Source organism: Lysinibacillus fusiformis, assembly GCF_016925635.1.
Taxonomy (GTDB): domain Bacteria; phylum Bacillota; class Bacilli; order Bacillales_A; family Planococcaceae; genus Lysinibacillus; species Lysinibacillus fusiformis_F.
Window position 1 is genome coordinate 188,823 of record NZ_CP070490.1, and the last position, 25,380, is coordinate 214,202.

The 25,380-nt window shown below is 38.5% G+C and carries 21 protein-coding genes, 1 other RNA gene and 1 other annotated feature; of the genes, 3 read left to right on the forward strand and 19 right to left on the reverse strand.

Features of this window, described 5'->3' with window-relative positions:
• Positions 1-271 precede the first annotated feature (271 nt).
• From JTI58_RS00900 to hisS, 11 genes are all read right to left on the reverse strand, one after another.
• On the reverse strand, positions 272-1,354 hold the full coding sequence (locus JTI58_RS00900) for a DUF871 domain-containing protein (protein ID WP_205444587.1): 1,083 nt from the start codon (positions 1,352-1,354) through the stop codon (positions 272-274).
• Positions 1,355-1,378: 24 nt separating this feature from the next.
• Positions 1,379-2,704 (reverse strand): PTS sugar transporter subunit IIC, encoded by a 1,326-nt coding sequence (locus tag JTI58_RS00905; RefSeq protein WP_205444589.1) that lies wholly within the window; start codon positions 2,702-2,704, stop codon positions 1,379-1,381.
• A 47-nt stretch (positions 2,705-2,751) separates the two neighbouring features.
• A complete protein-coding gene (locus JTI58_RS00910; RefSeq protein WP_004226783.1) occupies positions 2,752-3,072 on the reverse strand; it encodes a PTS lactose/cellobiose transporter subunit IIA in 321 nt (106 codons plus the stop codon).
• 18 nt (positions 3,073-3,090) lie between these two features.
• Positions 3,091-3,402, reverse strand: coding sequence for a PTS sugar transporter subunit IIB (locus JTI58_RS00915; RefSeq protein ID WP_004226780.1), 312 nt, complete (start codon positions 3,400-3,402; stop codon positions 3,091-3,093).
• 226 nt (positions 3,403-3,628) lie between these two features.
• Positions 3,629-4,804 carry a GNAT family N-acetyltransferase gene (locus JTI58_RS00920; protein WP_205444591.1) on the reverse strand — a complete coding sequence of 392 codons (1,176 nt, stop codon included), beginning with the start codon at positions 4,802-4,804 and terminating at the stop codon, positions 3,629-3,631.
• An 87-nt stretch (positions 4,805-4,891) separates the two neighbouring features.
• Complete coding sequence (locus tag JTI58_RS00925; protein WP_205444593.1) at positions 4,892-5,170, reverse strand: HPr family phosphocarrier protein; 279 nt, start codon at positions 5,168-5,170, stop codon at positions 4,892-4,894.
• A 19-nt stretch (positions 5,171-5,189) separates the two neighbouring features.
• Positions 5,190-5,909 (reverse strand): sugar isomerase domain-containing protein, encoded by a 720-nt coding sequence (locus JTI58_RS00930; protein WP_205444594.1) that lies wholly within the window; start codon positions 5,907-5,909, stop codon positions 5,190-5,192.
• Between the two features lie 4 nt (positions 5,910-5,913).
• Positions 5,914-6,636, reverse strand: coding sequence for a GntR family transcriptional regulator (locus tag JTI58_RS00935; RefSeq protein WP_205444596.1), 723 nt, complete (start codon positions 6,634-6,636; stop codon positions 5,914-5,916).
• 739 nt (positions 6,637-7,375) lie between these two features.
• A non-coding RNA gene (gene ssrS, locus JTI58_RS00940) (6S RNA) lies at positions 7,376-7,575 on the reverse strand.
• Between the two features lie 139 nt (positions 7,576-7,714).
• Positions 7,715-9,484, reverse strand: a complete 1,770-nt coding sequence (aspS, locus tag JTI58_RS00945; RefSeq protein ID WP_205444597.1) for an aspartate--tRNA ligase — start codon at positions 9,482-9,484, stop codon at positions 7,715-7,717.
• 66 nt (positions 9,485-9,550) lie between these two features.
• Positions 9,551-10,819: a histidine--tRNA ligase gene (hisS, locus tag JTI58_RS00950; RefSeq protein ID WP_205444599.1), complete on the reverse strand. Its 1,269-nt coding sequence runs from the start codon at positions 10,817-10,819 to the stop codon at positions 9,551-9,553.
• A gap of 254 nt (positions 10,820-11,073) precedes the next feature.
• Positions 11,074-11,316 (reverse strand) — a binding site (T-box leader).
• Between the two features lie 164 nt (positions 11,317-11,480).
• Between hisS and JTI58_RS00955 the strand changes: the two genes are divergently transcribed.
• Positions 11,481-13,067 carry an N-acetylmuramoyl-L-alanine amidase family protein gene (locus JTI58_RS00955; RefSeq protein ID WP_205444600.1) on the forward strand — a complete coding sequence of 529 codons (1,587 nt, stop codon included), beginning with the start codon at positions 11,481-11,483 and terminating at the stop codon, positions 13,065-13,067.
• A 285-nt stretch (positions 13,068-13,352) separates the two neighbouring features.
• Positions 13,353-14,690 (forward strand): IS4 family transposase, encoded by a 1,338-nt coding sequence (locus tag JTI58_RS00960; protein WP_205442175.1) that lies wholly within the window; start codon positions 13,353-13,355, stop codon positions 14,688-14,690.
• Positions 14,691-15,519: 829 nt separating this feature from the next.
• On the opposite strand, the gene JTI58_RS00965 is transcribed toward JTI58_RS00960, so the two are convergent.
• The 7 genes from JTI58_RS00965 to JTI58_RS00995 form a co-directional block, all read right to left on the reverse strand.
• On the reverse strand, positions 15,520-16,926 hold the full coding sequence (locus JTI58_RS00965) for a YfcC family protein (protein WP_205444602.1): 1,407 nt from the start codon (positions 16,924-16,926) through the stop codon (positions 15,520-15,522).
• A 708-nt stretch (positions 16,927-17,634) separates the two neighbouring features.
• The gene (locus JTI58_RS00970) at positions 17,635-17,850 is read right to left on the reverse strand and encodes a DUF2642 domain-containing protein (protein WP_205444603.1); all 216 of its coding nucleotides are present in this window, start codon (positions 17,848-17,850) and stop codon (positions 17,635-17,637) included.
• Positions 17,851-17,922: 72 nt separating this feature from the next.
• On the reverse strand, positions 17,923-18,363 hold the full coding sequence (dtd, locus tag JTI58_RS00975; RefSeq protein WP_205444605.1) for a D-aminoacyl-tRNA deacylase: 441 nt from the start codon (positions 18,361-18,363) through the stop codon (positions 17,923-17,925).
• A 33-nt stretch (positions 18,364-18,396) separates the two neighbouring features.
• Positions 18,397-20,592 (reverse strand): RelA/SpoT family protein, encoded by a 2,196-nt coding sequence (locus JTI58_RS00980; protein WP_205444607.1) that lies wholly within the window; start codon positions 20,590-20,592, stop codon positions 18,397-18,399.
• 205 nt (positions 20,593-20,797) lie between these two features.
• Positions 20,798-21,712: a pseudouridine-5'-phosphate glycosidase gene (locus JTI58_RS00985; protein WP_205444609.1), complete on the reverse strand. Its 915-nt coding sequence runs from the start codon at positions 21,710-21,712 to the stop codon at positions 20,798-20,800.
• A 4-nt stretch (positions 21,713-21,716) separates the two neighbouring features.
• Positions 21,717-22,808: a carbohydrate kinase gene (locus tag JTI58_RS00990; RefSeq protein WP_205444610.1), complete on the reverse strand. Its 1,092-nt coding sequence runs from the start codon at positions 22,806-22,808 to the stop codon at positions 21,717-21,719.
• A 99-nt stretch (positions 22,809-22,907) separates the two neighbouring features.
• Positions 22,908-24,173 carry an MFS transporter gene (locus JTI58_RS00995; protein WP_205444612.1) on the reverse strand — a complete coding sequence of 422 codons (1,266 nt, stop codon included), beginning with the start codon at positions 24,171-24,173 and terminating at the stop codon, positions 22,908-22,910.
• A 185-nt stretch (positions 24,174-24,358) separates the two neighbouring features.
• On the opposite strand from JTI58_RS00995, the gene JTI58_RS01000 reads away from it, so the two are divergent.
• Positions 24,359-24,817, forward strand: coding sequence for a MarR family winged helix-turn-helix transcriptional regulator (locus tag JTI58_RS01000; protein WP_205444614.1), 459 nt, complete (start codon positions 24,359-24,361; stop codon positions 24,815-24,817).
• A 38-nt stretch (positions 24,818-24,855) separates the two neighbouring features.
• On the opposite strand, the gene JTI58_RS01005 is transcribed toward JTI58_RS01000, so the two are convergent.
• Complete coding sequence (locus tag JTI58_RS01005; protein ID WP_205444616.1) at positions 24,856-25,368, reverse strand: adenine phosphoribosyltransferase; 513 nt, start codon at positions 25,366-25,368, stop codon at positions 24,856-24,858.
• Between the last annotated feature and the right edge of the window lie 12 nt (positions 25,369-25,380).

Below are 25,380 nucleotides of genomic sequence, written 5' to 3' on the forward strand. Positions count from 1 at the left end.
CAAAACCTATCTTACATTTTATCACGTTATTGTTCAAGAGAAAAATATAAAGAAAAAATCAAAATTGTCTACATCAATATGTAGAATTAATCAATTTTTACCTCGTTAGCCAACGTCAATTAGCAGCTCTTTGGACGCCCCCAGGAAAGGACGCTGGTGAAACGGAAATCAACCCTTCGCATTGCCAAAAGGGCTTTTTCAGCCATTGACATCATCTTTTTTCAAAAACATGAAAAAGAGATTGATGACTCAATCTCTTTCTTACTCTTCTTTACTTAGTAAAACCAAATGATGACCATGGTTGAATATGTGCTAATAAAAATTGTTCTTCCTCCACAACGCTTGCGACAACATTACTCGATCCCGTATTCGGAATGTCCTTTAGCACAATCTGTAGCTCTCCCTTATAACGAACATCTAAATTATTATCAATCGTGACATCTCCTGTTTTTAATGGCCGTATATCATGCACAGGAAAATCTCCATTTTTATATTTCACACGGGATTGGGTGCTCCGAATCACGTATTCAGACACATCACCTCGATTAAAATGAGGCTCTTTATAAAGAATCGTCTCCTCTAAAATGCTCGTGTCTTCAGACTGGTCAACCCTTAACTCAAGCTTATTGCGATTTAATTGTCCTAATGCACGTAGTTCTTCCTCAGAAGCAAACATATTGCCAATAATACAATCGTCAATTAACCCTGTATGCCATAAATCTTTCGCCTGTACAGTGATTGGGAGATGACGGTGCTCCTCTAAGGTAGGTAAACCGTGCTCTGTTTGTTCCCAAGGTCCAAATTGACCATGCTGTGAGGAAATCATCGCTGCTGTTCTCACATTGTGTGCTTTAAAGTGTTGAGACGTTTGTAAAAAATGCTGACGAGATAGCCCCGTAAAGCGTCTTGGATAAAAATTATGACAGCCGATAATGTTCTCCTTATTGGGCTGATAAGAGAGAATATTATCTACATACTTCGTACCATTACTAATGTTTAATTCTATTTTTAGATTACTTGCATCAAGTGACATCAATGCTTCTTCCTGACCTGAAAATCCCATATCTAAACGTAATGCTGCCAAATAATAATGTTCTTTTAAATAGCCAATATCTCTATAGGTTAAGCCTAAATCATCAAAAACAGCTGGTGCAATATCAGCGGATATGTCAAAGCCAAGGCGTTGCGCAAATTCATTGATTTGCTGTAACTTTTGACGCTCCTCATCCTGTTTTAATGACATTAGGCATGTGAAAATACGATCAAAGCCATTGTCATGAGCCAGCTGAACATAGCGCTGCATTTCCTCTAGCGTACTATGCTGCGGATAGAGCGAGATTCCTAATCTTTTCACTTCAAACCCTCCGTTAATTGATGCTTATACTTCTACTTTTTGTCCTTTGGTTTCCACTACAGATTCTTCACTCTGTGCCGCTAAAGCAGCTTTTTGCTCATTCTGCCTTGCCATCCGGTTCGCCATCGAGATAAATGGCAGATAAATACAAACGGCAATGATAATTAAAACCATACTCAAGACAGCACCACGCCAAGATTGAGTTGCTAAAAATCCATTAATAATCGGTGGTGTTGTCCATGGCGGTGAGACGGTAGCAGCTGGCACCCAGCCCCACTTCGTTGCAAAGAATGCAATTGTTACATTTATCATTGGTGTCAAAATGAACGGTACGAATAAAACCGGATTTAATACAATTGGTAACCCAAAAAGTAATGGCTCATTAATATTGAAAATCCCAGGTGCTGCTGATAATCTTCCAACTGTATTATATTGTTTATTCTTTCTAGCAAATATGAAAATCGCAATAATAAGTGCTATTGTCGTGCCAGAGCCTCCCATATTAATAAAAGCATCAAAGAATGGTTTATTGACAATGTAAGGCGCAACTTTACCAGCAGAGATGGCTGCAACGTTTTCGTTTATAGCGGGTAAATTAATCGTTTGCATGAATGGTTCGATGATATTTGCTCCATGTACGCCAAGTGTCCATAAAAATGTAGGTATAAATGCCAAAATTAAAGCAGCAATCCATGTATTTGTAAGACCCATAAATGGCTCTTGAATCGCAGAGTAGAAGGACCCGACAATATCTGGTATATCAAAACCTGCTGAAATAATGGTGCGTACTAAAGCAAATATTCCAATCGTAATAATGGCAGGAAGTAACGCAGCAAATGATTTGGAAACAGCTGGTGGTACACCAGTTGGCATTTTAATTAGTAGTTTAGGATTGCCAGACAATCTACAAAACAATTCTGTAGAAAGTAGTGCTACAATCAGAGCAATAAATATACCACCCGTGCCTGTTGTTAAGCCGGTTAATCCGCCTTCCCCGAAAGTCCCAAACGTCATGTAGCTTGATAGACTAATGACCCCAGCAGACAGACCATCTTTTTGATAACTTTTAGCAAGATGATAAGCAACAGTAAAGGCAAGTAGCAGTGAAATGATATTAAATGTAGCACTCCAAATATTACCGCCGAATTGAGTCCATGTCTCATGTTTCCAAATGGCATCGAGTGTATTTTGATAAAATTTAATAGGCAAATTGTTAAAAAGTACAGCCAAAGATCCCACAATCGTTAAAGGCATAATCGTAATAAATCCGTCACGAATGGCAACTAAATGACGCTGATTCCCAACCCTAGCAGCAACCGGTACAAACTTTTCTTCTAAAAAATGGAACACTCACATACACTCCCTTTGCTTTTTATTGATAACATCAAAATTTGATGTTACTCCCCTTGGATTCGTTCATATAGCTCAATCATTTCCTGTGCTAAATCTCGAAAAGTAATAGCATTCATTAAATGATCCTGGGCATGAATTAATAACATCGAAACCTCTACCTTTTCTCCCCTTGCTTCTTGAGACAGTAACCCCGTTTGAGCATGATGCGCTTCAATTAATGACTCATTCGCTAATTTGATTTTTTCTTTTGCTGCCTCAATTTGCCCCTTTTTTGCTAGCTGAATAGCTTCCATACACTCACTTTTCGTATTTCCACTATGCACAATCAGTCCCATAATGGATGCCATTAATGCTGTATCTTCCATTCCCCATTGCCCCTTCTTTCATCCAATTAGTTGTAGAGCCTGTTTCAGGACATTTTCACCGTTCATCATGCCGTAATCCGCCATATTGATCACATCGATTGGAAAGCCTTTATCCTTATATTTTGTTTCAAATGAACCTTTCAAATAACGAACCTGTGGGCCTAATAAAAGAACATCAGCCTTCTTTGTCGCTAAGATCTTTTCCACCTCTCCTTCAGCAATGGCGTAAATATCGGCGTCAATATTTTGCTCTTGCGCTGCTTTTTGCATCTTCGACACTAATAAACTAGTACTCATACCTGCTACACACACTAACATGATGTTTTTCATTCGATACACTCCTTTTATTTTCTTCGATTGTGTAATCGCTTACTTATTTTGAGAATAGCACCTATTGGTATATACCACAACATAATTTTTACATCAATTTTCTATAGATGTATTTTTTTTCAAAATTGGGCTATTCTAGTTTTATAGTAAAATTAAAGGTTTCAACCAACTGGTATAGTCCAGAAAAAAAGCCAAAAAAATTTTAAATTTTCTTATTATTGAATACCTAAAAATACTCATAAAATGCTGGCTTTTCAGTAGGTATTGCCGATTGCCATTGTTCGATAATTTTTTTCGTCGTAGGTTGATTAGCATAGACAACAGTCTCTTTGACAGAAAGATAACCAACCATCATCGCAGAAAAAAGATTAATTGGTAGTGTTAACAAATGCTTGTCAGAGATTGAACTTGTCTCAATTATGGAGACCTGACCATTTTTATTTATTTGATAAACATGCTCATTCCAGTGACAAAATGGATCTTCAATACGAATGGTTAATGTTTCTTGAATATCCTTCCAAGGATACTGCTGCATAAATGCGAAAACGTCTACTATTCTAATCATTACATCCTGCATGACTTCCCTTTTGAATTGCGGCTCCTTGAAATAAAAGCCAAACGGATAATGATTGCTAGTAACCCCCGTTATGTTACTGACACTTGCTGCATGAGACGTCATATAACGCCACATGGCTTGTTCCGCTAAGTAATTCGCTACAAAAAAATCTTGGATATTAAATGTCCCATTGTGAATCGTGTAACGAATATAGCCCTCTATTTTATTCTCTTGAAAATAGGCTGCAAAATGACTATCTGGACTCCTTCTCTCAAGTCTTTTCCACCATCCATCATCCCTTATCATGCCACCATTTTGAATTATTGCCCGTGCATTATGAAAATCTTTAATCACCTGAAAAAGCTCTGGATCTAACCATTCAAAGCTCATCCTTTTGATGACGTCTACTTGTTTCCCTAAAGATGGAAAAAGTGTTTGAGGAATTGTATAGTGGAGCTTGTCAAAAAATAATTCCCAACCAAAATACCGATAGAAGGACACAGAAAAAGGTGCTAATACTGAAATCATTTGCCCATTGTCCCGCATTTTTTTTAGCGCTTCTGTCATAAGCCTTTTGATAATACCCTGTTGTCGATACTCAGGATACGTTGCAACAAAGCCGATGCCTCCCATTTTATAAGAAACTCCATGAACCGTTATATTTAACGGCAATATTAAAAGCTGACCTACAACTTTAGTATGATCATAAGCTCCTAATGTCGTGCTTTGCTCAATCCAATAATGAAAATCCTCTCGACGAGCCCCTGTGTACTTAGTTGGAAAACAATAGTCTCTTAACCGATGAATCTGCCCATAATCATTAGGCGAGACGATGTGAATGTCCATGTAACCACCTCTATAATTTGCAATATTCAGATAATTATTCATGAGATTCTTTTGCAGTGGTTGTTATCATCCCACTGCAAGAACCTTTTATTCCTCTTCCCATTCTTCTCCTATTGCCTTAGACAACATGACTTCAGTTACAGTCTGAAATAAATTTTCAACATCTGGTCCAACTGCTGAAATTTCCACAATGCTTCCTGGTTTAACACCTAATGACATTACGCCCATAATGGACTTTAAATTAACAGACTTTTCTTTGTTCGTTAATTCAATATCACTTTGGAACGGTGTCACTGCAGTTACGAGTAATGCAGCAGGTCTGGCATGAATACCTTCAGGAGATGAAATTTTATACATTTTCTTCATCCACAATCCCTCCATTCTTTCACGTAAAATCAATCCGATGTTGATATTTGGCAATCATTTTCTCATTATGCGACCAATCTGAATCCACATTATTGCTGACAAAAATCGGTAACTCTATTGAGGACTTTGCTAGTGTTTCAATGATTTCACTGAACAAAGCATTTAATAGTAATGAACCAATAACAGTGGACGCTGGTGCATACTGCATTTCATGTATATTTAGTACACCATCACCAATAGGGATATGTGTATTGATCACAAAATCTACCACATCTTCTAGCCGCTTCCCACTGTGATGACGTGTAGCCTGTTTCTGATAGAGGAGCGATTGGAGGGATAACACAAATACATCTGAATCCTTTGCTAGCAAAGCAGCATCAATAGGTGCTGCATTTCTCCCTGAGGTTGAAATAACGATACAAACATCATTTTCACGAAAGTCAAACTGTTCTTTATGCTGTTCAATAATGTTCGGATCTTTCTCATTGATTGAAGAAGCTAATGCGCCAGCATGTAAGGCTAAAGGTTCAATAAATATTGGACGTACGGGTACTAATCCACCCGCTCGATAAAATGCCTCCTGTGCCAGCAGCTGAGAATGACCACAACCAAATAATTGAATAATCCCACCTTTTTGGAGGCGTTGGACAATGATTTGTGCCGCTTCACTTATATGTGCTGTCTCCTTTTCCTTTACAACCTGGATGAGCTTTTCGATTTCAGAAAAATATGCATGCATAAAATCACCTTTTAATTTCACTTATAAATTTATAACGATCAGCTCGATACGTACTACGTACAAGCTCAAATGGTTTACCATCTGATAAATAACTTGTACGTTTGATAATTAAAACAGGTGCTGTTTGATTAATCTGTAGAAATTTACTATCCTCTTTTGATACGATGGCTGCCTCCATTTGCTGTACGGCATTCCCAATCTTTTGATGGAACTTTGCTTCGATTAGGGCATAAAGTGAGCCCATTATTTGCTTCTCATCCAACTCCGGATAAATCTTAACTGGGATGTACGTTCTTTCAATTGCCATTGGCTGAGCATCAGCATTTCGAATACGCACTACAAAAAATACTTCTTCACCAGGCTCTATCATTAAATCCCTTGCAATATCCACGGGTGGTATGATTTTCTCAAATCGTAACACTTTACTGCTTGGTTCCATCCCTCTTGCTCGCATATCTTCCGTAAAACTCGTTAATCCCTGTAACGGTTGCTCTAATTTGGGATTCGCAACGTACGTACCTCTCCCTTTTTCTCGATATAATAGACCACTATTTACTAGATTGGTAATGGATTGACGTACAGTCATTCTACTTACATCAAATTGTGCAGAAAGCTCTCGTTCTGATGGGATGGTCTCACCAATTCTGTATTCTTCTAAATAAATTCGTTGTTTAATAATCTCTTCTATTTGTATATAAATAGGTATATGAGAATTTTTCTCTAACAATTCTTGCACCTTCCTTATCGCCTTTATGATTTCTCAATACAACTTTACCTCGTCAGATCGTTTTTTGTATGTCGCATTGATTAAGCAAAGCTAAATTATGTCCACCATTGACATGTGTATCATAGTGATGAAAAGGACGCATTTGATTATATAAATGGTCACTTGATTTATGCCTAATGGACTTTCCTCTATTATTGTAGCATCTGAGTGACCAATAGACGAAAAATGCTTCGAGTAATGTAAACTCATCTTCATTTTCTGAAGCAACGCCTTTTGTTAGATAGCATGAATATTCATCTTTTGCTAATTAACAAATTGTTTAATCGATGGACTCATTCTGTTCTCTATTGGCTAAGCACTAGCTCACATTTTCTAAACAATTGGATATTCTACATTAAATACCCAATAATTATATTGCTCTGTTTAAATTTAGCCTCATGGAATTAAGCGCTTTCAATTTTGGTTATGGATTGTGTAATCGTCGTCTCCCTTTATAAAACATTGCCTCTTTCAAAGAAGGTATAGTTGTCTATACCAATTATATGCTTCTCCAACAGAAATAAAAAGTAATCTTTCGTATTTTCTAAATTTTTATTTATTTAAAATGCTATACTAGCTCTTTATTAAATCGCTATGCCCTGAACTGTATTTACTTTCCTAATCCATCATTCTGCTCCTGTTTAATTTAACGCATAAAAAAAGGAGCCATTGTTAAGCTCCTTTCAATCCTATGTATAGGACGAATCCCAATTGTGCCGTAATGCCAAGAAACATTCGTTTTGAACCCGCAATTTGCAGGTGGGTGCCCGCTTTGCAGCTTTAAACGTCCCGCTTTGCATGGGGCATGTTTGCGACTACAAAATGAAGGCTCCCGATTCTATAGTGTTCGGTCAAAACTGTGAAGTAGAGTTAGCAGTTAGACAAACACATCAGGATTCGTATTACAGTTATCATAACACCACTTTTCTGATAATTCAAACTATTTTCTCTAATAATCTATAATTTTTTAAGAAAACGCAAAAAATACCTAGATTTCCAACAGTATTTGCTAGAAAATCCAGGTATTTTGTATTATCTATTATTTTCTAAAAGGTTTGATGGCCAGGCTTAATTCACTTAGTTGTTCAGGAGATACTTCGCTTGGTGCCTCTGTCATCAAGCAACTAGCACTAGCTGTTTTCGGGAATGCAATTGTATCGCGTAAATTAGTACGACCTGCTAATAGCATCACGAAGCGATCAAGACCAAAGGCAAGACCAGCATGTGGTGGTACGCCATATTCAAACGCTTCTAATAAGAAGCCGAATTGTGCTTGTGCTTCTTCTTCTGAGAAGCCAAGTAATTCAAACATTTTTTCTTGTAGCTCACGTTCATAAATACGTAATGAACCACCACCAAGTTCGTAGCCGTTTAAAACGATATCATATGCTTGTGCCCGTACTGCTGCAGGGTCTGTGTCCATTAACGCTATATCTTCATCAAACGGACGTGTGAATGGATGGTGTGCAGCATAGTAACGTCCATCTTCCTCAGAGTATTCGAATAATGGCCAGTCAGTAATCCAAAGGAAAGCAAATTGTGATTCATCGATTAGGTTTAAATCTTGTCCTAATTTCGTACGTAGAGCACCTAAAGAAGCTGCTACAATAGCTGCTTTATCAGCGACAAATACTAGAATATCGCCAACTTCTGCCCCCATACGCTCGATTAATGCTGCTGCTAACGCTTCGTCAAAGAATTTCGCGATTGGACCGTTTAGGCCTTCTTCTGTAACCTTTAACCAAGCAAGACCTTTTGCTCCGTAAATACCAACGAATTTCGTTAACTCGTCCATGTCTTTACGAGAATAGTTGTCAGCTGCACCTTTAATATTGATACTTTTTACTTGTTTACCTTGTGCAACAGTATCGGCAAATACTTTGAAATTACAGCCTTCAAAAATATCATTTAACGCTACTAGCTCTAATCCAAAACGTACATCTGGCTTATCTGAACCATAGCGATCCATTGCTTCTTGGTATTTCATGCGTTGGAATGGTGCAGGAATGTCGATTCCTTTTACTTCTTTCATTACCGCTTGGATTAAGCGTTCATTCATTTCTAATACTTCTTCTTGTGTTAAGAAGCTCGTTTCAATGTCCACCTGTGTAAACTCTGGTTGACGGTCAGCACGTAAGTCTTCATCGCGGAAGCAACGCGCAATTTGGAAATACTTTTCAAAGCCAGCAACCATTAATAATTGTTTAAATAATTGAGGTGATTGTGGTAATGCGTAAAATTCACCTTCATGAACACGTGAAGGTACTAAATAGTCACGAGCACCCTCTGGCGTTGATTTTGTTAAAATTGGTGTTTCTACTTCTAAGAAACCTTCGTTTTGTAGGAAGTTACGAATTGTACGTGTCACATCAGAACGCATTTTGAATGTATCGAACATTACCGGACGACGTAAGTCAAGATAGCGATATTTCAAACGTAAATCTTCTGATACGTCTGTGCGATCTTCAATCTGGAATGGCGTAGTTTTTGCCGTATTAATCACGACTAATTTTGTTGCTTCCACTTCGATTTTACCGTTTGGCACATTTGGATTGATTTGATCCTCTGTACGAAGAATGACTGTACCTTCCACCTCGATCACATATTCACTACGCACTTTATCCGCTAATGCATGTGCTTCTGCCACATCTGGACTAAAAACGACTTGCGTAATACCAGTACGATCACGTAAATCAATGAAAATTAAACCACCAAGGTCACGACGGCGCTGTACCCAACCTTTTAATACGACTTTTTCGCCTTGTAACACTTCTGAAAGCTCGTTACTAGCATGTGTTCTTGTAGCCATTGTTAAATTCCTCCAAAATATCTTCAATTTATGTAGCATTTCACTACAAATGCCCTCTGTCTGTTTTTATGCTTGTTGTGTTAAATAGTTCACTAGCTCTGAGAATGTCACTTTGTGCTGTTCACCAGATTCCATATGTTTCACAGCAGCTGCCTGCTCTTCAAGTTCTGTTTCACCAAGAACAAGGGTATATTTTGCACCTAGACGATCCGCTGATTTCATTTGGGCTTTCATTTTACGGTCTAAATAATCCATCTCTGTCGCAAGGCCCTTCGCGCGGAAAGTACTTGTCAGCTCAACAGCCTTTTGCTTCGCTTCATCGCCCATTGCAATAATGTAAACATCTAGCCCTGAAGCTGTATCTAATTCAACGCCCTCCGCTTCAAGTGCCAGCAACAAACGCTCAATACTTAGTGCGAAACCAATACCTGGTACATCTGGACCGCCAATTTCTTGCACTAATCCATTGTAGCGTCCACCACCACACAATGTTGTAATGGCCCCAAAGCCAGATGCTGTGGACATAATTTCAAATGTTGTGTGATTGTAATAATCAAGTCCTCGCACAAGATTTGGGTCAACTTCGTAAGAAATACCCAATGTATCTAAGTATGTTTTCACTTGAGCGAAATAAGCAGCTGATTCTTCTGTTAAGAAATCAGTTAACGCAGGAGCCGTTTGCATTAATGGGTGCTCACGATCTACCTTACAATCTAAAATTCGTAATGGATTTTTTTGTAAACGACTTTGACAATCTGAGCAAAACTCATGAATATGTGGCTCAAAATGCTGTAATAATGCTGTACGATGTGTATCACGCGTTTCTTTATCACCAAGTGAATTAATTACTAATTTTAAATCCTTTAAACCAGCTGATTCGTAGACGTCCATTGCAAGAGCAATGACTTCTGCATCAATCGCAGGATCTGCTGAACCAATTGCTTCTACTCCAAACTGTACAAATTGACGATAACGACCAGCTTGTTGACGCTCATAGCGGAACATTGGTCCTAAGTAAGAAAGCTTAACTGGCTGATCTGGAGCACCAAACATTTTATGCTCCACATAGGCACGTACGACACCAGCCGTATTTTCTGGGCGTAGTGTTAATGAACGCCCCCCACGATCTTCAAATGTATACATTTCCTTTTGCACAACATCTGTTGTTTCCCCAACACCACGTGCAAATAGATCCGTTTGCTCGAAAATTGGTGTGCGAATTTCGTTATAGCGATAAACACGACAAATATCACGAATAATCGCTTCAACCTTTTGCCATTTTTCAGATTGACCCGGCAAAATATCTTGTGTCCCTCGTGGCACTTTAAAACTCATGTAATTCCCTCCTATATAGATTGCTTATGATAGAGCAGCTGTCGTCCCACTTTGAGCGAAGGCATGCTTCGATTGAGCGGTTTTCTATCCGGTTGGAGCGGGTTGCAACCTTTGATGAGCACTTTTCACTCTAGTTGGAGCACTTTCTCTCTTTTTAGGAGCGCCTTCTCCTCTTCTCTGAGCAAAAACAACCATCCTCGAATGAACGCATTACTTTTTTGGACAACAAAAAAAGCCCCCGTCACCTTGCTATTGCAAGGGACGAGAGCTGTATAAGCTTCCGCGGTTCCACCCTAGTTGACACAAATCATTACATGTGTCCTCCTCGTAATCGGATAACGGCCGATTCCGTTTTTTCCTACTAGGCACTGCCTTTCAGAAAAAAGCCTCTCAAGTGTTATTCGCGTGATACATTTTTGTAGGAAAGATTGCAGCCTAAGTCTTTCCCTCTCTTTTCCAATAGTGGTATACGCTACTTGCTTGGTCATAAGCGATTAATCATTTTTCGATTACCCTTTATGTTAGTCACTAGCTAAGGCAATGTCAACTATTTTTGTATTTTTCATCAGTCTATATTGAAAATAACCAATTCTGTTACCATTTTACCACGAATTTTATGATAAAAGCATGGTAAAATAGCACAAGGAATAGGAGGAATCTGATGAGGACAAAAATTTTACATAGTATAATCATCTTCGTACTAATGGTAACGATGGCGATTCCCAATAAGAACTTTGTTCAAAAAGCTTCCGCTGATACCAGTGATCTAAAAGTCGCGGGAACGATTCTTCATTTGCGTGAGGGTCCTGGATTGTCTTATCCCATTATTACGACTTTAGAAGAAGGTGACCCTTTAACCTCAATCGGTCGAGAAGGTGATTGGTATCAAGTCAAAGCAGGTAACTACGAAGGTTGGGTTGCCTCTTGGCTGACCGCACCTACAAATGCTAAACAAGCCATCGATAAAACCGTCATTTCACAAGTTGACCGTTTAAATATTCGAACAGAACCAGACATCTCTTCAGCTGTTCTTGGTCAACTTTCTACGGGTAACCAAGCAAACCTCATCGAAGAAAATGTAGAATGGGCAAAAATTGATTGGAATGGATTAACAGGATGGGTTTCGAAGGATTATGTCACGATCAACGATAATCCTAAAAAAGAAACAGAACCCAAAGAAGATGCTGTTGAAGTAACTACTACAACCGCAACACCTGCCAACAAGGATACAACCTTTACCATTTTAGTGGACGTCCTAAATATCCGAAAAAAACCAGACTTGAACGCTAAAAAAATCGGCACAGCAACAAAAGGTCAAGCCTTTAAAGTACTGGCGCATGAGCATAATTGGGTACAAATTCAGTACAATGATAAAAAAACGGGTTGGGTCTATAGTTTTTACGGTACATTTTCCAATAAAGTAAAGAGCACATCAAAAACGTCAACTTCCAAAGAGTTGGAGTCTGTTACCATTATTTATAATGGGACAAATCTACGAACGGATGCCTCAACGGCAGCTGAAGTGGTCGAACGTGTAGATGCTGGTGTAAATTACCCGATTGTAGGCGTTAAAAATGATTTTTATGAAATACAATTAGACGACGAAAAAACAGCTTTTGTCGCCAACTGGGTGGTCACAACAAGTTCCAATAAAGCGACAAATTCACAGAAAGAAAAAGAAGAGCCCCGTAAAAAAGGGACATTAAGCGGGTTAACGATAGTTGTTGATGCTGGTCATGGTGGGAATGACCATGGTACAACTGGTCAACGTGGTACAGAGGAAAAGGGCATTACTTTGAAAACGGCCACGCTGCTTGCTTCCAAGCTAAGTGCTGCTGGCGCAAACGTGGTCATGACGAGAGAATCAGATGAATATGTGGCATTGCGTAAACGTGTATCAATTGCCCATCAATATGAGGCAGATGCCTTTATTAGCCTTCATTACGATGCAACAGACGATAGCTCCATTAACGGCTTCACGTCTTACTATATGAATAGCAATCAAAAAGGGCTTGCTGAGGCGATTCATGATGGACTATCAAGTAAAATAGATTTGAGAGATCGTGGTGCACAACAAGGGAATTATTTAGTCCTACGAGAAAATCGTCAAAAGGCAGTCCTCATTGAGTTAGGCTTCTTGAGCAATTCAAGTGAGGAGCGCGTCATCACAACGGCGAAATTCCGTGAACAAGCGACTCTTGGTATTTATCAAGGGATTCTCAACTACTTTAATGAACAAGATGAATAAAGCAAAAAGCTGTGGATGAGCATCCACAGCTTTTTCTTAATGTTGAAAAACAAAACTGTCAATTGAAAGGTAGAAATGGATTTCCATTGCAGGCTACTTGCTTTCCTGTGGGCGAGCGCCGAATCGCTTCCTCCGCTACCGCTCCGTGCAGGGCTTCGCCTGTCTCGCTATCCCACGGGAGTCAAGTAGCCATAGCCGTGTCCTTAGTGATTTCCTTTATTCGTTGGTTCATATTTCTCTTATCAAGGTATAGATAAGTACACTTGATAAAGGAGGTCCAGCAAAATGAAACCAGAAAATATTCAATTACTTGCGCCACTTTTTCAGATACTTGGGAAAAATGAAGTAAAAGAGGTGGGTAGATTATCGGGTTTTATTCAACGCGAGCGTTCGTTTAGTGCGGCACAATTTTTACACTTTCTGTTTTTGAAAAAGAGTGAGATTATCAGTGATTCGCTTGAAACGCTTTGTACGGACTTGGCGGAGCAGGATATATTTATGACGAAATCGGCTCTTAATAAACGCTTTGATGAACGGGCTGTTACTTTTTTGGAAACCATTTTTGGACGATTATTCAAAACGCAGCTTCAACTCGCCTTCCCCAAGCTAACGGGATACACATTTACTCGAATACGTATTTTAGATAGCACAACGATCAAATTGCCAGATGCCTATCAGGGAAATTTTCAGGGTGTCCATTGTTCGTCTGTTAAAGTGCAAGTGGAGTTTGATTATTTAACCCAACAGCTACTTTATTTTGATTTAATGAACGGACGTGATGCCGATAATCCAGCAGGAATGACGCGATTACCTTTGATTCAGGAGAGAGAACTGGTTCTACAGGATTTAGGCTATTTTCAATTCGATTTTTTTAAAAAGGTGCACGCAAAAGGTGCTTTCTATATCACAAAAACGAAAAAAGATACGCAATTGTTTGTCGAAGTAAGTCATCCACCTCGTCATCCAAATGGGAAATTGATTGAAAGTCGCCGTTACAAACAAATTCATTTAGAAGAAATCGCATTAGATATGGTACGTGGCGAATACAAAGAGTGGTCCCAATTATTTGTAGGACGACACGAAAAAATGCCTGCACGTTGTATTCTCTATCGCCTCTCAGAGGAACAGAAAAAAGAGCTACACAAGCGGGAAAAAAGAAGACGTCAAAAGAAACAAGGGCAAGTCCATAAAAATGAAGTAGAACAAATACCTGGAGTGGTCATCTATTTAACAAATGTACCAGAGGATATGCCAGCAAGTGAAATTCATGAACTTTACCGATTACGCTGGCAAATCGAGCTCTTATTTAAAACATGGAAATCAGATTTAGAAGTCGATAAGGTGAAGAAGGTGAAGATTGAACGATGGTTATGTCATTTCTATCTTCAAAGTATTGTGCTTTTATTGACTGAAATGATCATGGGAATGATGAGAAATGATCTATGGGTGACAAGAAAACGGAGGATTAGTGAAAGAAAGACGGTCCGGTTGATTGCAAAACAAATAAATCGACTTTTAAAAAGTATGTGGCATTCGAAAAAACAGCTATATGTCTATTTCGATACGCTCACCCGAAACGTTTCGTCATTTTGCCTAAAGTGTAAAAAACGCAAAACTTCTTAAAAGTCGATGTAAACCCAATATTTGGATGGATAATTTGTATAGTTTATTTAGTGAGGCCATTTTTCCCTCACTCCTTGTGTAATACCCATTTTAAACAGAAGATAAACACACGAAAATCTGGCGTAGGATGTCTGATGTTTTCTTAAGGACACGGCTATGGTCAAGTAGCCTTCCACTTCAACCCACTGACTTTTTAGCAAAGGTTTTCAAATAAAGTGAAGGTGTTCACTACTCTTTAGGAAGAGGTGTTGTCATTCATCACTTCTCTACATTGAAAATAAAAGCCTATCCTTTTTCTAATCATACAAATCATGGGCTATTTTGATCGCTACCGCTAGTATGAAAAATGAGGAAAAGACACTTTTGCAGAATGGGTGATTGGAGTGGAGCCAGCTCACTCCTAGGGGATTTAGCGTCACAGAGGAGACCCTGGAGCGAACGTAAGTGAGTGAAGCGGCTCATCGGACGCCCCCTGGAAAGGACGCTGGCGGAACAGAAATCAACCCCTCACCTTGCAAAGTTGCTTTTTCTGCCGTTGACATCATCTTTTTTCATAGTGTTGAAAACAATTAATAGAATTTTTATAAAAGGTGAAAATGGTTTCCGTTACAAAAGTGTTACCTTATTAGTGAAGGTGTTCACTACTCTTTATAGATGGGTATTGTAACGCATCACTTCTCCACATTAAAATAAAGAGCCTATCCCCTCTAAGAATACAGATATTGGGGCTATGCAACTATGAAAAAAAGTAAGGACACTTTGCAGAAAATCAACCCCTCGCCTTGCTAAAAGGTCTTTTTCTGCTAGTGTCCTGATCTTTTCTCATATTTTAAGATATTCCTAATGCTACCGCAGCAATCAACGCTAGACACGCAATCACTGCCCATCCAAGAATCATCTTCCAGATAAACTTAATCCACTTTTCATATGGGATACCTGCAACGGCTAAATACGCCATTAACGCAGACGAAGTAGGGATAATAGAGTTCGTTAAGGAATCTCCATATTGGAAGGCTAAAACAGCCACTTGTCGTTCTAATCCTAATAAATCCGTAATTGGAATCATAATTGGCATTGTTGCAGCTGCCTGTCCACTACCAGATGAAATAAATAAATTCAAAAGGGCTTGGATAAGTAACATGCCGATTGCACTGATAGCATGTGGCAAATGTCCAATTGTTTCAGATGCCGCATAAACGATCGTATCGATAATTTTCCCCTGCTCTAAAACAACCGTAATAGCACGAGCAAAACCTACAATTAAAGCTCCAAACGTTACAGCCTTAGCTCCCTCAATAAAGGAATCAAAAATAGTGGCAGGTTTTAAACCACCAATTAGTCCTGCAATTAACCCCATAATTAAAAAGGATGCAGTTAGCTGCGTCAAGAACCAGCCCCAATTAAAGACACCATAAATATTAAAGCCAATCCCACAAGCCATGACAATGAATACAAATTTATGCTTGCCTGTTAATGTTGGGATGTCAATCGCAGATACATTGGATTTAGCTTTTTGCTCAATCTCGTAAATAACGCTTGCCTGTGGATTCTTTTTCACCTTAAAAGCATAACGAGATACATAGAAAATCGCAAAAGCTAAAACAAAAACATAGACTACAGCACGGAAGCCAATTCCTGAGAATAATGGTACATCTGCTAATGATTGCGCAACACCTACTGTAAAGGGATTAAGCATTCCTCCAAAAAATCCACTGGCAGCACCAAGAGTGATCATGGCAGTTCCTGTTACAGCATCAAAGCCCATCGCACGTGCAATGGCCACACCAATTGGCACGAAAATAATTGTTTCTTCCGCCATCCCCATTGTAAAACCACCAACAGAGAATAAAATCATCGATAAAGGAATAAGTAATTTTTCTCTTCCCTCTAAAGCTTTTACTCCTTTATAGACACCAGCCTCAATCGCACCTGTAGAACGAATAATGCCAAACACACCACTGACTAAAAAAATATAGAAAATGATTTGAGCCCCTTTTTCAAGACCCATTGGAACGGCTGTAAACATTTCGAAAAAGGAAACTGGCTCACTCTCAATATGATGATAGCTTCCATCTACAACGAGCATTCGCCCTTCCTCATCCTCTACACGTTCAAACTCACCTGCTGGTATGATGTAGCTTGCAATACCTGCTAAAAAAATAATGGCAAAAATAATCGTATATGTATGAGGTACCTTCAACCAGCTTTTCTTCTTTATCCCCTGTTCATTTTCCATTAAACCACGCTCCTTTTTCTCTATTTAGACATTTTCACACCATTGTCGCTATTTGTCGCTAATTGAAAATAAATATACATGAGTTTAAATTTATTGTAAAGTATTAATTTTCTATTATTTTAGCAAGCATACTTTATAGTTACCTTATTATTAAGCTTCTTGGCTGACCTTGGCTATAAAGATCCTCCTTCCCCACAAACACGAGTAATCGGATAATAATGTACATCCCACAGATTATTAATGTTAAATTTATTATTTTTCTAAAATAAAATTATCAATCTAATTGTCGTCATCTATCATACACATGATGTTCGTTTCACATTGTTCAATCAAGAGATGGGTATAGTCTGTGGTGAAGACAGCAATGTGTTTGATAAGCATTTTGAATATGGATGGTTTGTTGTCGCTTTTAACCATAATTCCCAATTTAAAATAAGCATGTTAACTGTCAAATTAGCGGGCAAATATAAGTCGATTGTATATGGAATGCTTTTATTTTCATTGCATTCATAATGAAGGGATTGAACTGCTAATAATACGTTTGCTGAAGGTAATGAATGAGGAGGAGAGGTAGAAACACCTTTTATATTATTCCAAAAAAACATTTGCAGGATCACTACTATTTGTCATTCAGACATTTTCATTTACCATAAACAGATAAAAAAAGAACCTTCTATCATCTATTATGATTGGAAGGTTCATACTTTCTCATTTTTTTGTAGTTTCCAATGTAACCCATACAATTTCCTCCATTCGAATGAAGAAAGGCGTACGATTCATCTCAAGGATCATATGGTCAGGTAGTATGGATAATAAAATACCTTTTTGAATATTTTTTTCTGTTTGCACAACTACTACCTGACCAATCATCATGTTAAAAGTTTCGTATAAATATGGATTGGTTATACTTCTCGTCTGCGTCATGTTCATAGACACCCCTTCCTATAAAACTAACCATACTCTTTAGTATATGAAGGAATTATAGGAAACGTTCCATTATTTTGACTCTAGAAGAATTGTGACTGGACCATCGTTAATTAGTGCTACATCCATCATTGCACCAAAAATACCTGTTTCCACATGTAAGCCGTGCTCGCGTAATGCTTGATTAAAGGCCTCCCACAGTGGCTCAGCTGCTTCTGGTCTAGCTGCATTTATAAAACTTGGACGATTCCCTTTTTTTGCATCCCCATACAACGTAAATTGTGAGACGGACAAAATAGCGCCTCCATGCTCTAAGATCGAATGATTCATTTTTCCATCTGCATCTTCCCAAAGACGTAAATTGGCTACTTTTTTTGCTAAATAGGCAACATCCTCATGTGTATCTTCATGTGTAATCCCCACTAAAAGAACATAGCCATGATCAATCGCTCCTGTAACAGTTCCGTCCACTGTTACAGAGGCAGCTTTACTGCGCTGTAATACTACTTTCATGTATTAAAACCCCAATTCTATATTGCCTATCAATTAGTTAATGACACGCTGCACTGAATAAATATCAGGTGTTTGTTTAATTCGCTCAACAACCTTATGCAAATGTGAGATGTTTGAAATAGAAATTGTTAAATGAATTGTTGCCATTTTTTCACGGTCAGCACGACCACTGACTGCCAAAATATTTGTTTTTGTCTCACTAACAATTTGCATAATTTCATTTAATATACCAGGTCGATCAAAGGCTGATACTTCGATATCGACTGGATATTCTTTTTTCTCAGGAATGACACCATGCTCCCATTCCACTTCAATTAAGCGCTCCTGCTCATCCTCTATTTGAATATTTGGACAGTCCTCACGATGGACAGAAACACCTCTACCCTTCGTAATAAAGCCTACAATATCATCACCAGGAACAGGTGTACAGCAACGAGAAAGTCGAATAAGCATATTGTCAATGCCCTTTACAATAACACCGGATTCCGTCCGTTTTTGTGGAATTGGATTTTTCATTTTTTGTTCGATTTTCTCTAAAGCTTCTTCCTGCTCACGCTCTTTACGACGTTTTTCTGCTAGACGATTTACTATCTGCTGCGCTGTAATGCCACTCACGCCAACTGCCGCATACAAATCTTCTTCATTTGTATAGTTAAATTTATCGCATACACGTTTGAGGTTTTCAGAAGACATTGTTTCCTTTAAATCGAAATCCTGCGCACGGATTTCTTTTTCAATCATTTCTTTACCTTTGATAATATTTTCTTCACGCAGATGTCGCTTAAAGAATTGCTTAATCTTATTTTTCGCCTGAGAGGATTGTGCTATTTTTAGCCAATCGCGACTCGGACCAAAGGATTGTTTAGAAGTTAAAATTTCAATGATATCACCTGTTTTTAATGGTGTATCAAGCGGTACCATTTTCCCATTGATTTTCGCCCCAATCGTACGATTTCCGACTTCTGAATGGACACGATAAGCAAAATCAATAGGAACAGAACCTGCTGGCAATTCAATGACATCGCCTTCAGGTGTAAATACATAAACCATATCAGAAAATAAATCAAATTTTAAGGATTCCATAAATTCTTCTGCGTTGGAAGATTCATTTTGGAACTCTAAAATTTCGCGGAACCATGTTAATTTTTGATCGACATTCTGCTTTTGATGATCGACGTTTTTACCTTCTTTATACGCCCAGTGTGCCGCAATCCCGTACTCTGCAATTTTATGCATTTCCTTCGTGCGAATCTGTACCTCCAATGGGTCACCATAAGGACCAATAACGGTCGTGTGCAGGGACTGGTACAGGTTTTGTTTTGGCATAGCAATGTAGTCTTTAAAGCGCCCTGGCATTGGTTTCCAGAGTGTATGCACAATCCCTAATACGGCATAGCAATCTTTAATACTATCGACAAGAACACGAATGGCTAATAAATCATAAATTTCATTAAACTGTTTCTTTTGTAGCACCATTTTTCGATAGATACTGTAAATATGTTTTGGTCGACCATAGACATCTGCGTCAATTTCAACCTCATTCAGTTGTGATTTCATCTCAGCCATCACATTTTCTAAATAAGCTTCACGTTCATCACGTTTTTTCTTCATCAGACTGACAATACGATAATATTGCTGTGGGTTTAAATAGCGCAGTGCTGTATCTTCAAGCTCCCATTTTACAGTCGATATTCCAAGACGATGTGCAAGTGGTGCAAAAATCTCTAGCGTCTCTTTTGAAATACGTCGTTGCTTTTCAGCAGGTAAATGCTTTAACGTACGCATATTATGAAGACGGTCTGCTAGCTTAATGAGGATGACACGGATATCCTGTGCCATAGCCACAAACATTTTCCGATGATTTTCAGCCTGCTGCGCCTCTTTTGATAAATATTTAATTTTCCCTAGTTTGGTAACACCATCAACAAGCACAGCTACCTCTTCGCCAAATTCACGTACCAAATCATCCCGCGTAAAATCCGTATCTTCGACAACATCATGTAAAAAACCTGCCGCTACAGTTTCTGGGTCCATTTGTAATTCAGCTAAAATACCTGCTACTTGTACTGGGTGAATAATATACGGTTCACCAGAGCTACGGAATTGCTCAATATGGGCATCCCTTGCTAATTCATATGCTTTTTTCACGAATGCGACATTTTCATCATTCATGTAGGATTTGACTAACTCAAAAACGTCCTCAGGAGTCAAAATTTGCTCTTTCGCCATAACATGTCCACCTTGCTCGTCAAATTTTTCAGATTAGATATAAACTTAATTGTATAAAATATTGTGGCCTATTGTAAAGAGACTGTATCATTTAGTTTAGTTAATCTCGTGAACAGTTCGAAAAATGGAAAAAATATTCTTCTTTTTAATAAAAAAGACCCTCTGCGACTTCACGTCACAAAGAGTCCTTATTTCGACAAATGGATTAATGTAATTGATTATAAGCTACAGCAATTTTGGCGCCGACTACTGCATTGTTTTTCACTAATGCAATATTGGCATCAAGACTTTTACCTTCTGTTAATTCTTTCACTTTGCCAAGTAAGAATGGTGTAACGTTTTTACCTTGAATGCCATTCTCTTCCGCTTCAACTAAAGCTTTTTCAATAATGTTTGTAATAAATGTATGCTCTAATGCTTCCGCCTCAGGAATTGGATTTGCAATGACTGCGCCACCTTTTAAGCCTAATTGCCATTTCGCAGATAGCATTGCTGCAATTTCCTCAGGTGTATCCAATTGGAAGTTTACATCGAAACCACTTTGACGTGTGTAGAATGCTGGTAATTCATCCGTACCATAACCAACCACTGGCACACCTTTTGTTTCAAGATATTCTAGTGTAAGACCGATATCTAAAATTGATTTTGCGCCCGCACAGATAACGGCAACATTTGTTTGTGCTAATTCTTCTAAGTCAGCAGAGATATCCATTGTTGTTTCAGCACCGCGGTGTACACCACCAATTCCGCCTGTTACAAAGATTTCAATACCTGCAAGCTCTGCACAGATCATTGTCGCTGCAACTGTTGTAGCACCTAATTTTTTCGTTGCTAGTAAGAAACCTAAGTCACGACGTGAAGCTTTCGCAACACCTTGAGCATTACCGAACATTTCTAGTTCTTCATCTGATAGACCGATTTTAATTTTTCCATCAATTAATGCAATGGTTGCAGGGACTGCACCATTATCGCGAATAATTTGCTCAACTTCACGCGCAGTTTGCACGTTTTGTGGGTATGGCATACCGTGTGAAATAATTGTTGATTCTAATGCAACGATTGGTAGACCTTTTGCTTGTCCTGCTTTTACTTCTTCTGATAATACGATGAATTCTTTCATGTTGTTATTCCTCCATTTCATTTTTCAACAAATCTACTGATAATTCAGGTCTTACTGTATAAGGAGATGCCAATGTATTTTTTGCATTGGTTAATCCAGCATCAATACATGTCTCAAAAGATTGTCCAGTCAACCAACTGTGAATGACAGCGCTGACAAAGGCATCTCCTGCTCCTGTTACATCTTCAATTTTGTCAATCACTTTGGCAGCAAATTGATGAGGCGCAATCGTTGTAGATGCTGCATAAACGCCCTTACTGCCAGCCGTGATAATGACATGTTCAGCACCTAGTTGTAGAAGCTGTTGTAATGCTTTTTCATAATGGGTAGCGTTTTCAATTTTATGTCCAACAATCGTTTCCGCTTCATCTGTGTTACAAATAAACCAAGTTACGCCTTGTAATGTTTCAGGTAGTCGATTCATTTTTGGCGAAGATACCGGCACAATGACAAGTGGAATAGCACGAGCAATGGCTACTTGCTGGATATACGCCACTGTTTCTTTTGGACAGTTTAAATCCAAAATAAAACATCCCGCGTTCACTAGCATTGTTTCATGTTTTTTCAACAAGCTAGGTAACAGAAGGTCATAAACCTCCATATTCGCTACAGCTAGTGCTAGCTCACCTTGTTCATCCATTATGGCAGTATAAGAACCCGTAGAAGCCTCTGCTAGCTGCTCTACATAACGTAGATTCATAAAGGATTCCGAAGCTTCTTGGATCACTTGCCAATCAGCATCTTTCCCTGCCGTTGTTAGCAAAGTCACTTGGTGGTTTAATCTGCCTAAGTTTTCAGCAATATTTCGACCAACGCCACCTACACTAAAGGAAGAACTGGCAGGGTTAGATGTTCCAAATTGAACATTGCCCTTTACATGGAATTTGCGGTCTAAATTAGCTCCACCGATGCAAATAATTTCATTTTCCTCGGGTAAAATATAAGCACGACCTACAATTTTTCCTTGCTTCGTTAAACTAGACACTAAATTAGCAAGCACGGGACGTGACAGATTCATTGTATCTGCCATTTCTTGCTGAGACATAAACGGATTCTGGCGAATTAAAGCAAGCACCGCCTGTTCTCTTTCATTCATAGCATCACCTTTTATTATATTTGTTTATATTATAAACTTTTGTTTGTATTATGTCAAAAGATTCTTTATTAAAAAAGTTGAACCTCATCATACCGAGGTTCAACTTTTATTTGTTGATGCTTGCTGGGGTGTTTGCTTTTTAACAATGATGACGAATAAACTGGCCATTGCACAAAACATCCCTGCAAGGAAAAAAGCCCACGTATAGGAATTAAAAAATTTATAAATCAACCCTCCACCATACGCTGCAACCGCCGCTCCTGCTTGATGGGAGGCGAATATCCAGCCGTAGATAATACTACTTTTATGCATACCAAAAATTTGTCGTGTCATACTGATGGTTGGTGGCACAGTAGCAATCCAATCTAGTCCATAAAAGATGGTGAAAATCGTTAGTAAAACAAAAGACCCTTGCGCGAGTGCATAAGGAAGTAATAAAAGAGAAGCGCCTCTTAACATGTAATACCAAAACAATAACCAACGATTATCGAAGCGATCAGATAACCAGCCAGAGGCAGTCGTGCCTAATAAATTAAAAACGCCCATAAAGGAAAGAAGTGATGCAGCGGTAACTAAAGGAACACCAAAGCTAATACAATAAGAGACAAAATGAGTACCAATTAATCCGCTTGTCGATAGACCACAAATAAAAAAGCTGCCTGCTAGTAACCAAAACGCTTTAACCTTAATCGCCTCTAATAAACCATAAAAAGCCATGCTTATTGGATTCTTTTTTTGCTGTATTGGATGTTCTTCTATAGTCTCTTCTTGTCCATAAGGTGTCAAACCAATATCCTGGGGCTTATTTTTAATAAAAATAGCAATCATGAAGAACATTATTGTACTAAGGAGTAGCATTAATGCGATAGCCCATCGCCAAGAATAGTGTTCGATGATGATAGCTAGCACTGGCAGTAAAATTAACTGACCCGTGGCTGTACTTGCCGTTAAAATACCAACTGCTAACCCTCTGCGTTTTACAAACCAATGATTCGCAACATATGGACTAAGCACCGTTAAAAATAGACTCGCTCCAAGACCAATAATACCTCCCCAAATAACGATTAACTGCCAAGATTGACTCATCAAAAATGTTAAAGTCATTCCTACTACTAAAGTGGCCATGGCGCTGAGCATCATTTTCTTTAAACCAATGACTTCAAGTAGTGCAGCCATAAATGGTCCAGATATGCCATATAAAAACAAACTTACAGCGAAAGCTAAAGCAATGGTTGAACGATCCCAGTGAAATTCTTTTTCAAGGGGATCGATAAACACACCAGATGATGACATCGTAATCCCTGCGACAATAATCGAGAAAAATGTGACGATCAAAATAAACCAACTATAATGAACACGCTTCACCCTAACACCTTCTTTTCTTATGATAGACCGAAAAACATGTATATACATGTTTAAGTCTATTCATTTCATTTATATGTATATACATGTATAATGATAGTAATCGTTCATAAAGCTGTCAAGAAGTAATTTCTAGTTTTTGGGTGTATACTAATCATAAGTAGAATCCCTTCAAAGGAGTACTGTCGATGAAGAATCAACTTAAAAATATTGATTATACACAAATATGTGTTTGTGCAAACCTTAGAAAGAAAACAAGGGTTGTCACGCAATTATATGATAAGCTGCTACAGCCTACTGGTTTAAAAGTTACACAATATTCGATGCTTGCACATATCGACCTTCAACAAGCTGTGTCAATCAGCCGTTTAGGTGAAATATTACAACTCGATCAAACCACTGTAACACGTAATATTAATCTATTAAAGCAACATGGCTATGTTGAATTAAAGCGAGATACAAATGATGCTCGCACAAAAAAAATTACGCTCACTGAGGAAGGCTTAGAAAAGCTACATGAAGCCGCACCTATCTGGCAAGGAATTCAAGATAGAATCATCGAGGATATTGGAACCGAAAAATACGCAGATTTCTACGATACCTTGCGAACAATGCAAAAAATTATTCAAGCATATGACGAAGTATAAAAAAAGCGCCCACAGTGTAGGGCGCTTTTTCAATGCTCTTAATATTGAATAAGTGTTTTAATATTTAAATCGCCAAGCTTCTCGCGACCATTTAATTCTAAAAGTTCGATTAGAAATGCGCAGCCGACTACTTGACCACCTAATTGTTCCACTAAACGTACTGTTGCTTCAACTGTTCCTCCAGTAGCTAGTAAATCATCACAGATTAACACCTTTTGACCAGGCTTAATCGCATCGTGATGCATTGTTAATGTATCTTTTCCATACTCTAGACCATAGTCCGCACTAATCACCTCACGTGGTAATTTACCTGGTTTACGAACAGGTGCAAAGCCAATTTCAAGTGCATAGGCAACTGGGCAACCGATAATAAACCCACGAGCTTCAGGGCCAACCACAATTTCAGCTCCCACTTCTTTTGCATATTCTACAATTTGATCTGTTGCATATTTGTAAGCAGATCCATTATCCATAATTGTCGTAATATCTCTAAAAGTAATGCCTTCTTTTGGCCAGTTTTCAACCGTTGTAACGTATTGCTTTAAATCCATGTTCTTGCTCCT

Bases quoted from the DNA above. Each gene is read 5' to 3' on its own strand.
- JTI58_RS00990 (WP_205444610.1), bottom strand. From the start codon at position 22,808: ATGAATGAAAGAGAACAGGCGGTGCTTGCTTTAATTCGCCAGAATCCG.
- dtd (WP_205444605.1), bottom strand. From the start codon at position 18,363: ATGAAAGTAGTATTACAGCGCAGTAAAGCTGCCTCTGTAACAGTGGAC.
- JTI58_RS00915 (WP_004226780.1), bottom strand. From the start codon at position 3,402: ATGAAAAACATCATGTTAGTGTGTGTAGCAGGTATGAGTACTAGTTTA.
- JTI58_RS00925 (WP_205444593.1), bottom strand. From the start codon at position 5,170: ATGAAGAAAATGTATAAAATTTCATCTCCTGAAGGTATTCATGCCAGA.
- JTI58_RS01000 (WP_205444614.1), top strand. From the start codon at position 24,359: ATGAAGAATCAACTTAAAAATATTGATTATACACAAATATGTGTTTGT.
- JTI58_RS00970 (WP_205444603.1), bottom strand. From the start codon at position 17,850: ATGACGCAGACGAGAAGTATAACCAATCCATATTTATACGAAACTTTT.
- hisS (WP_205444599.1), bottom strand. From the start codon at position 10,819: ATGAGTTTTAAAGTGCCACGAGGGACACAAGATATTTTGCCGGGTCAA.
- JTI58_RS00980 (WP_205444607.1), bottom strand. From the start codon at position 20,592: ATGGCGAAAGAGCAAATTTTGACTCCTGAGGACGTTTTTGAGTTAGTC.
- JTI58_RS00920 (WP_205444591.1), bottom strand. From the start codon at position 4,804: ATGGACATTCACATCGTCTCGCCTAATGATTATGGGCAGATTCATCGG.
- JTI58_RS00960 (WP_205442175.1), top strand. From the start codon at position 13,353: ATGAAACCAGAAAATATTCAATTACTTGCGCCACTTTTTCAGATACTT.
- JTI58_RS00910 (WP_004226783.1), bottom strand. From the start codon at position 3,072: ATGGAAGATACAGCATTAATGGCATCCATTATGGGACTGATTGTGCAT.
- JTI58_RS01005 (WP_205444616.1), bottom strand. From the start codon at position 25,368: ATGGATTTAAAGCAATACGTTACAACGGTTGAAAACTGGCCAAAAGAA.
- JTI58_RS00955 (WP_205444600.1), top strand. From the start codon at position 11,481: ATGAGGACAAAAATTTTACATAGTATAATCATCTTCGTACTAATGGTA.
- JTI58_RS00985 (WP_205444609.1), bottom strand. From the start codon at position 21,712: ATGAAAGAATTCATCGTATTATCAGAAGAAGTAAAAGCAGGACAAGCA.
- JTI58_RS00930 (WP_205444594.1), bottom strand. From the start codon at position 5,909: ATGCATGCATATTTTTCTGAAATCGAAAAGCTCATCCAGGTTGTAAAG.
- aspS (WP_205444597.1), bottom strand. From the start codon at position 9,484: ATGGCTACAAGAACACATGCTAGTAACGAGCTTTCAGAAGTGTTACAA.
- JTI58_RS00965 (WP_205444602.1), bottom strand. From the start codon at position 16,926: ATGGAAAATGAACAGGGGATAAAGAAGAAAAGCTGGTTGAAGGTACCT.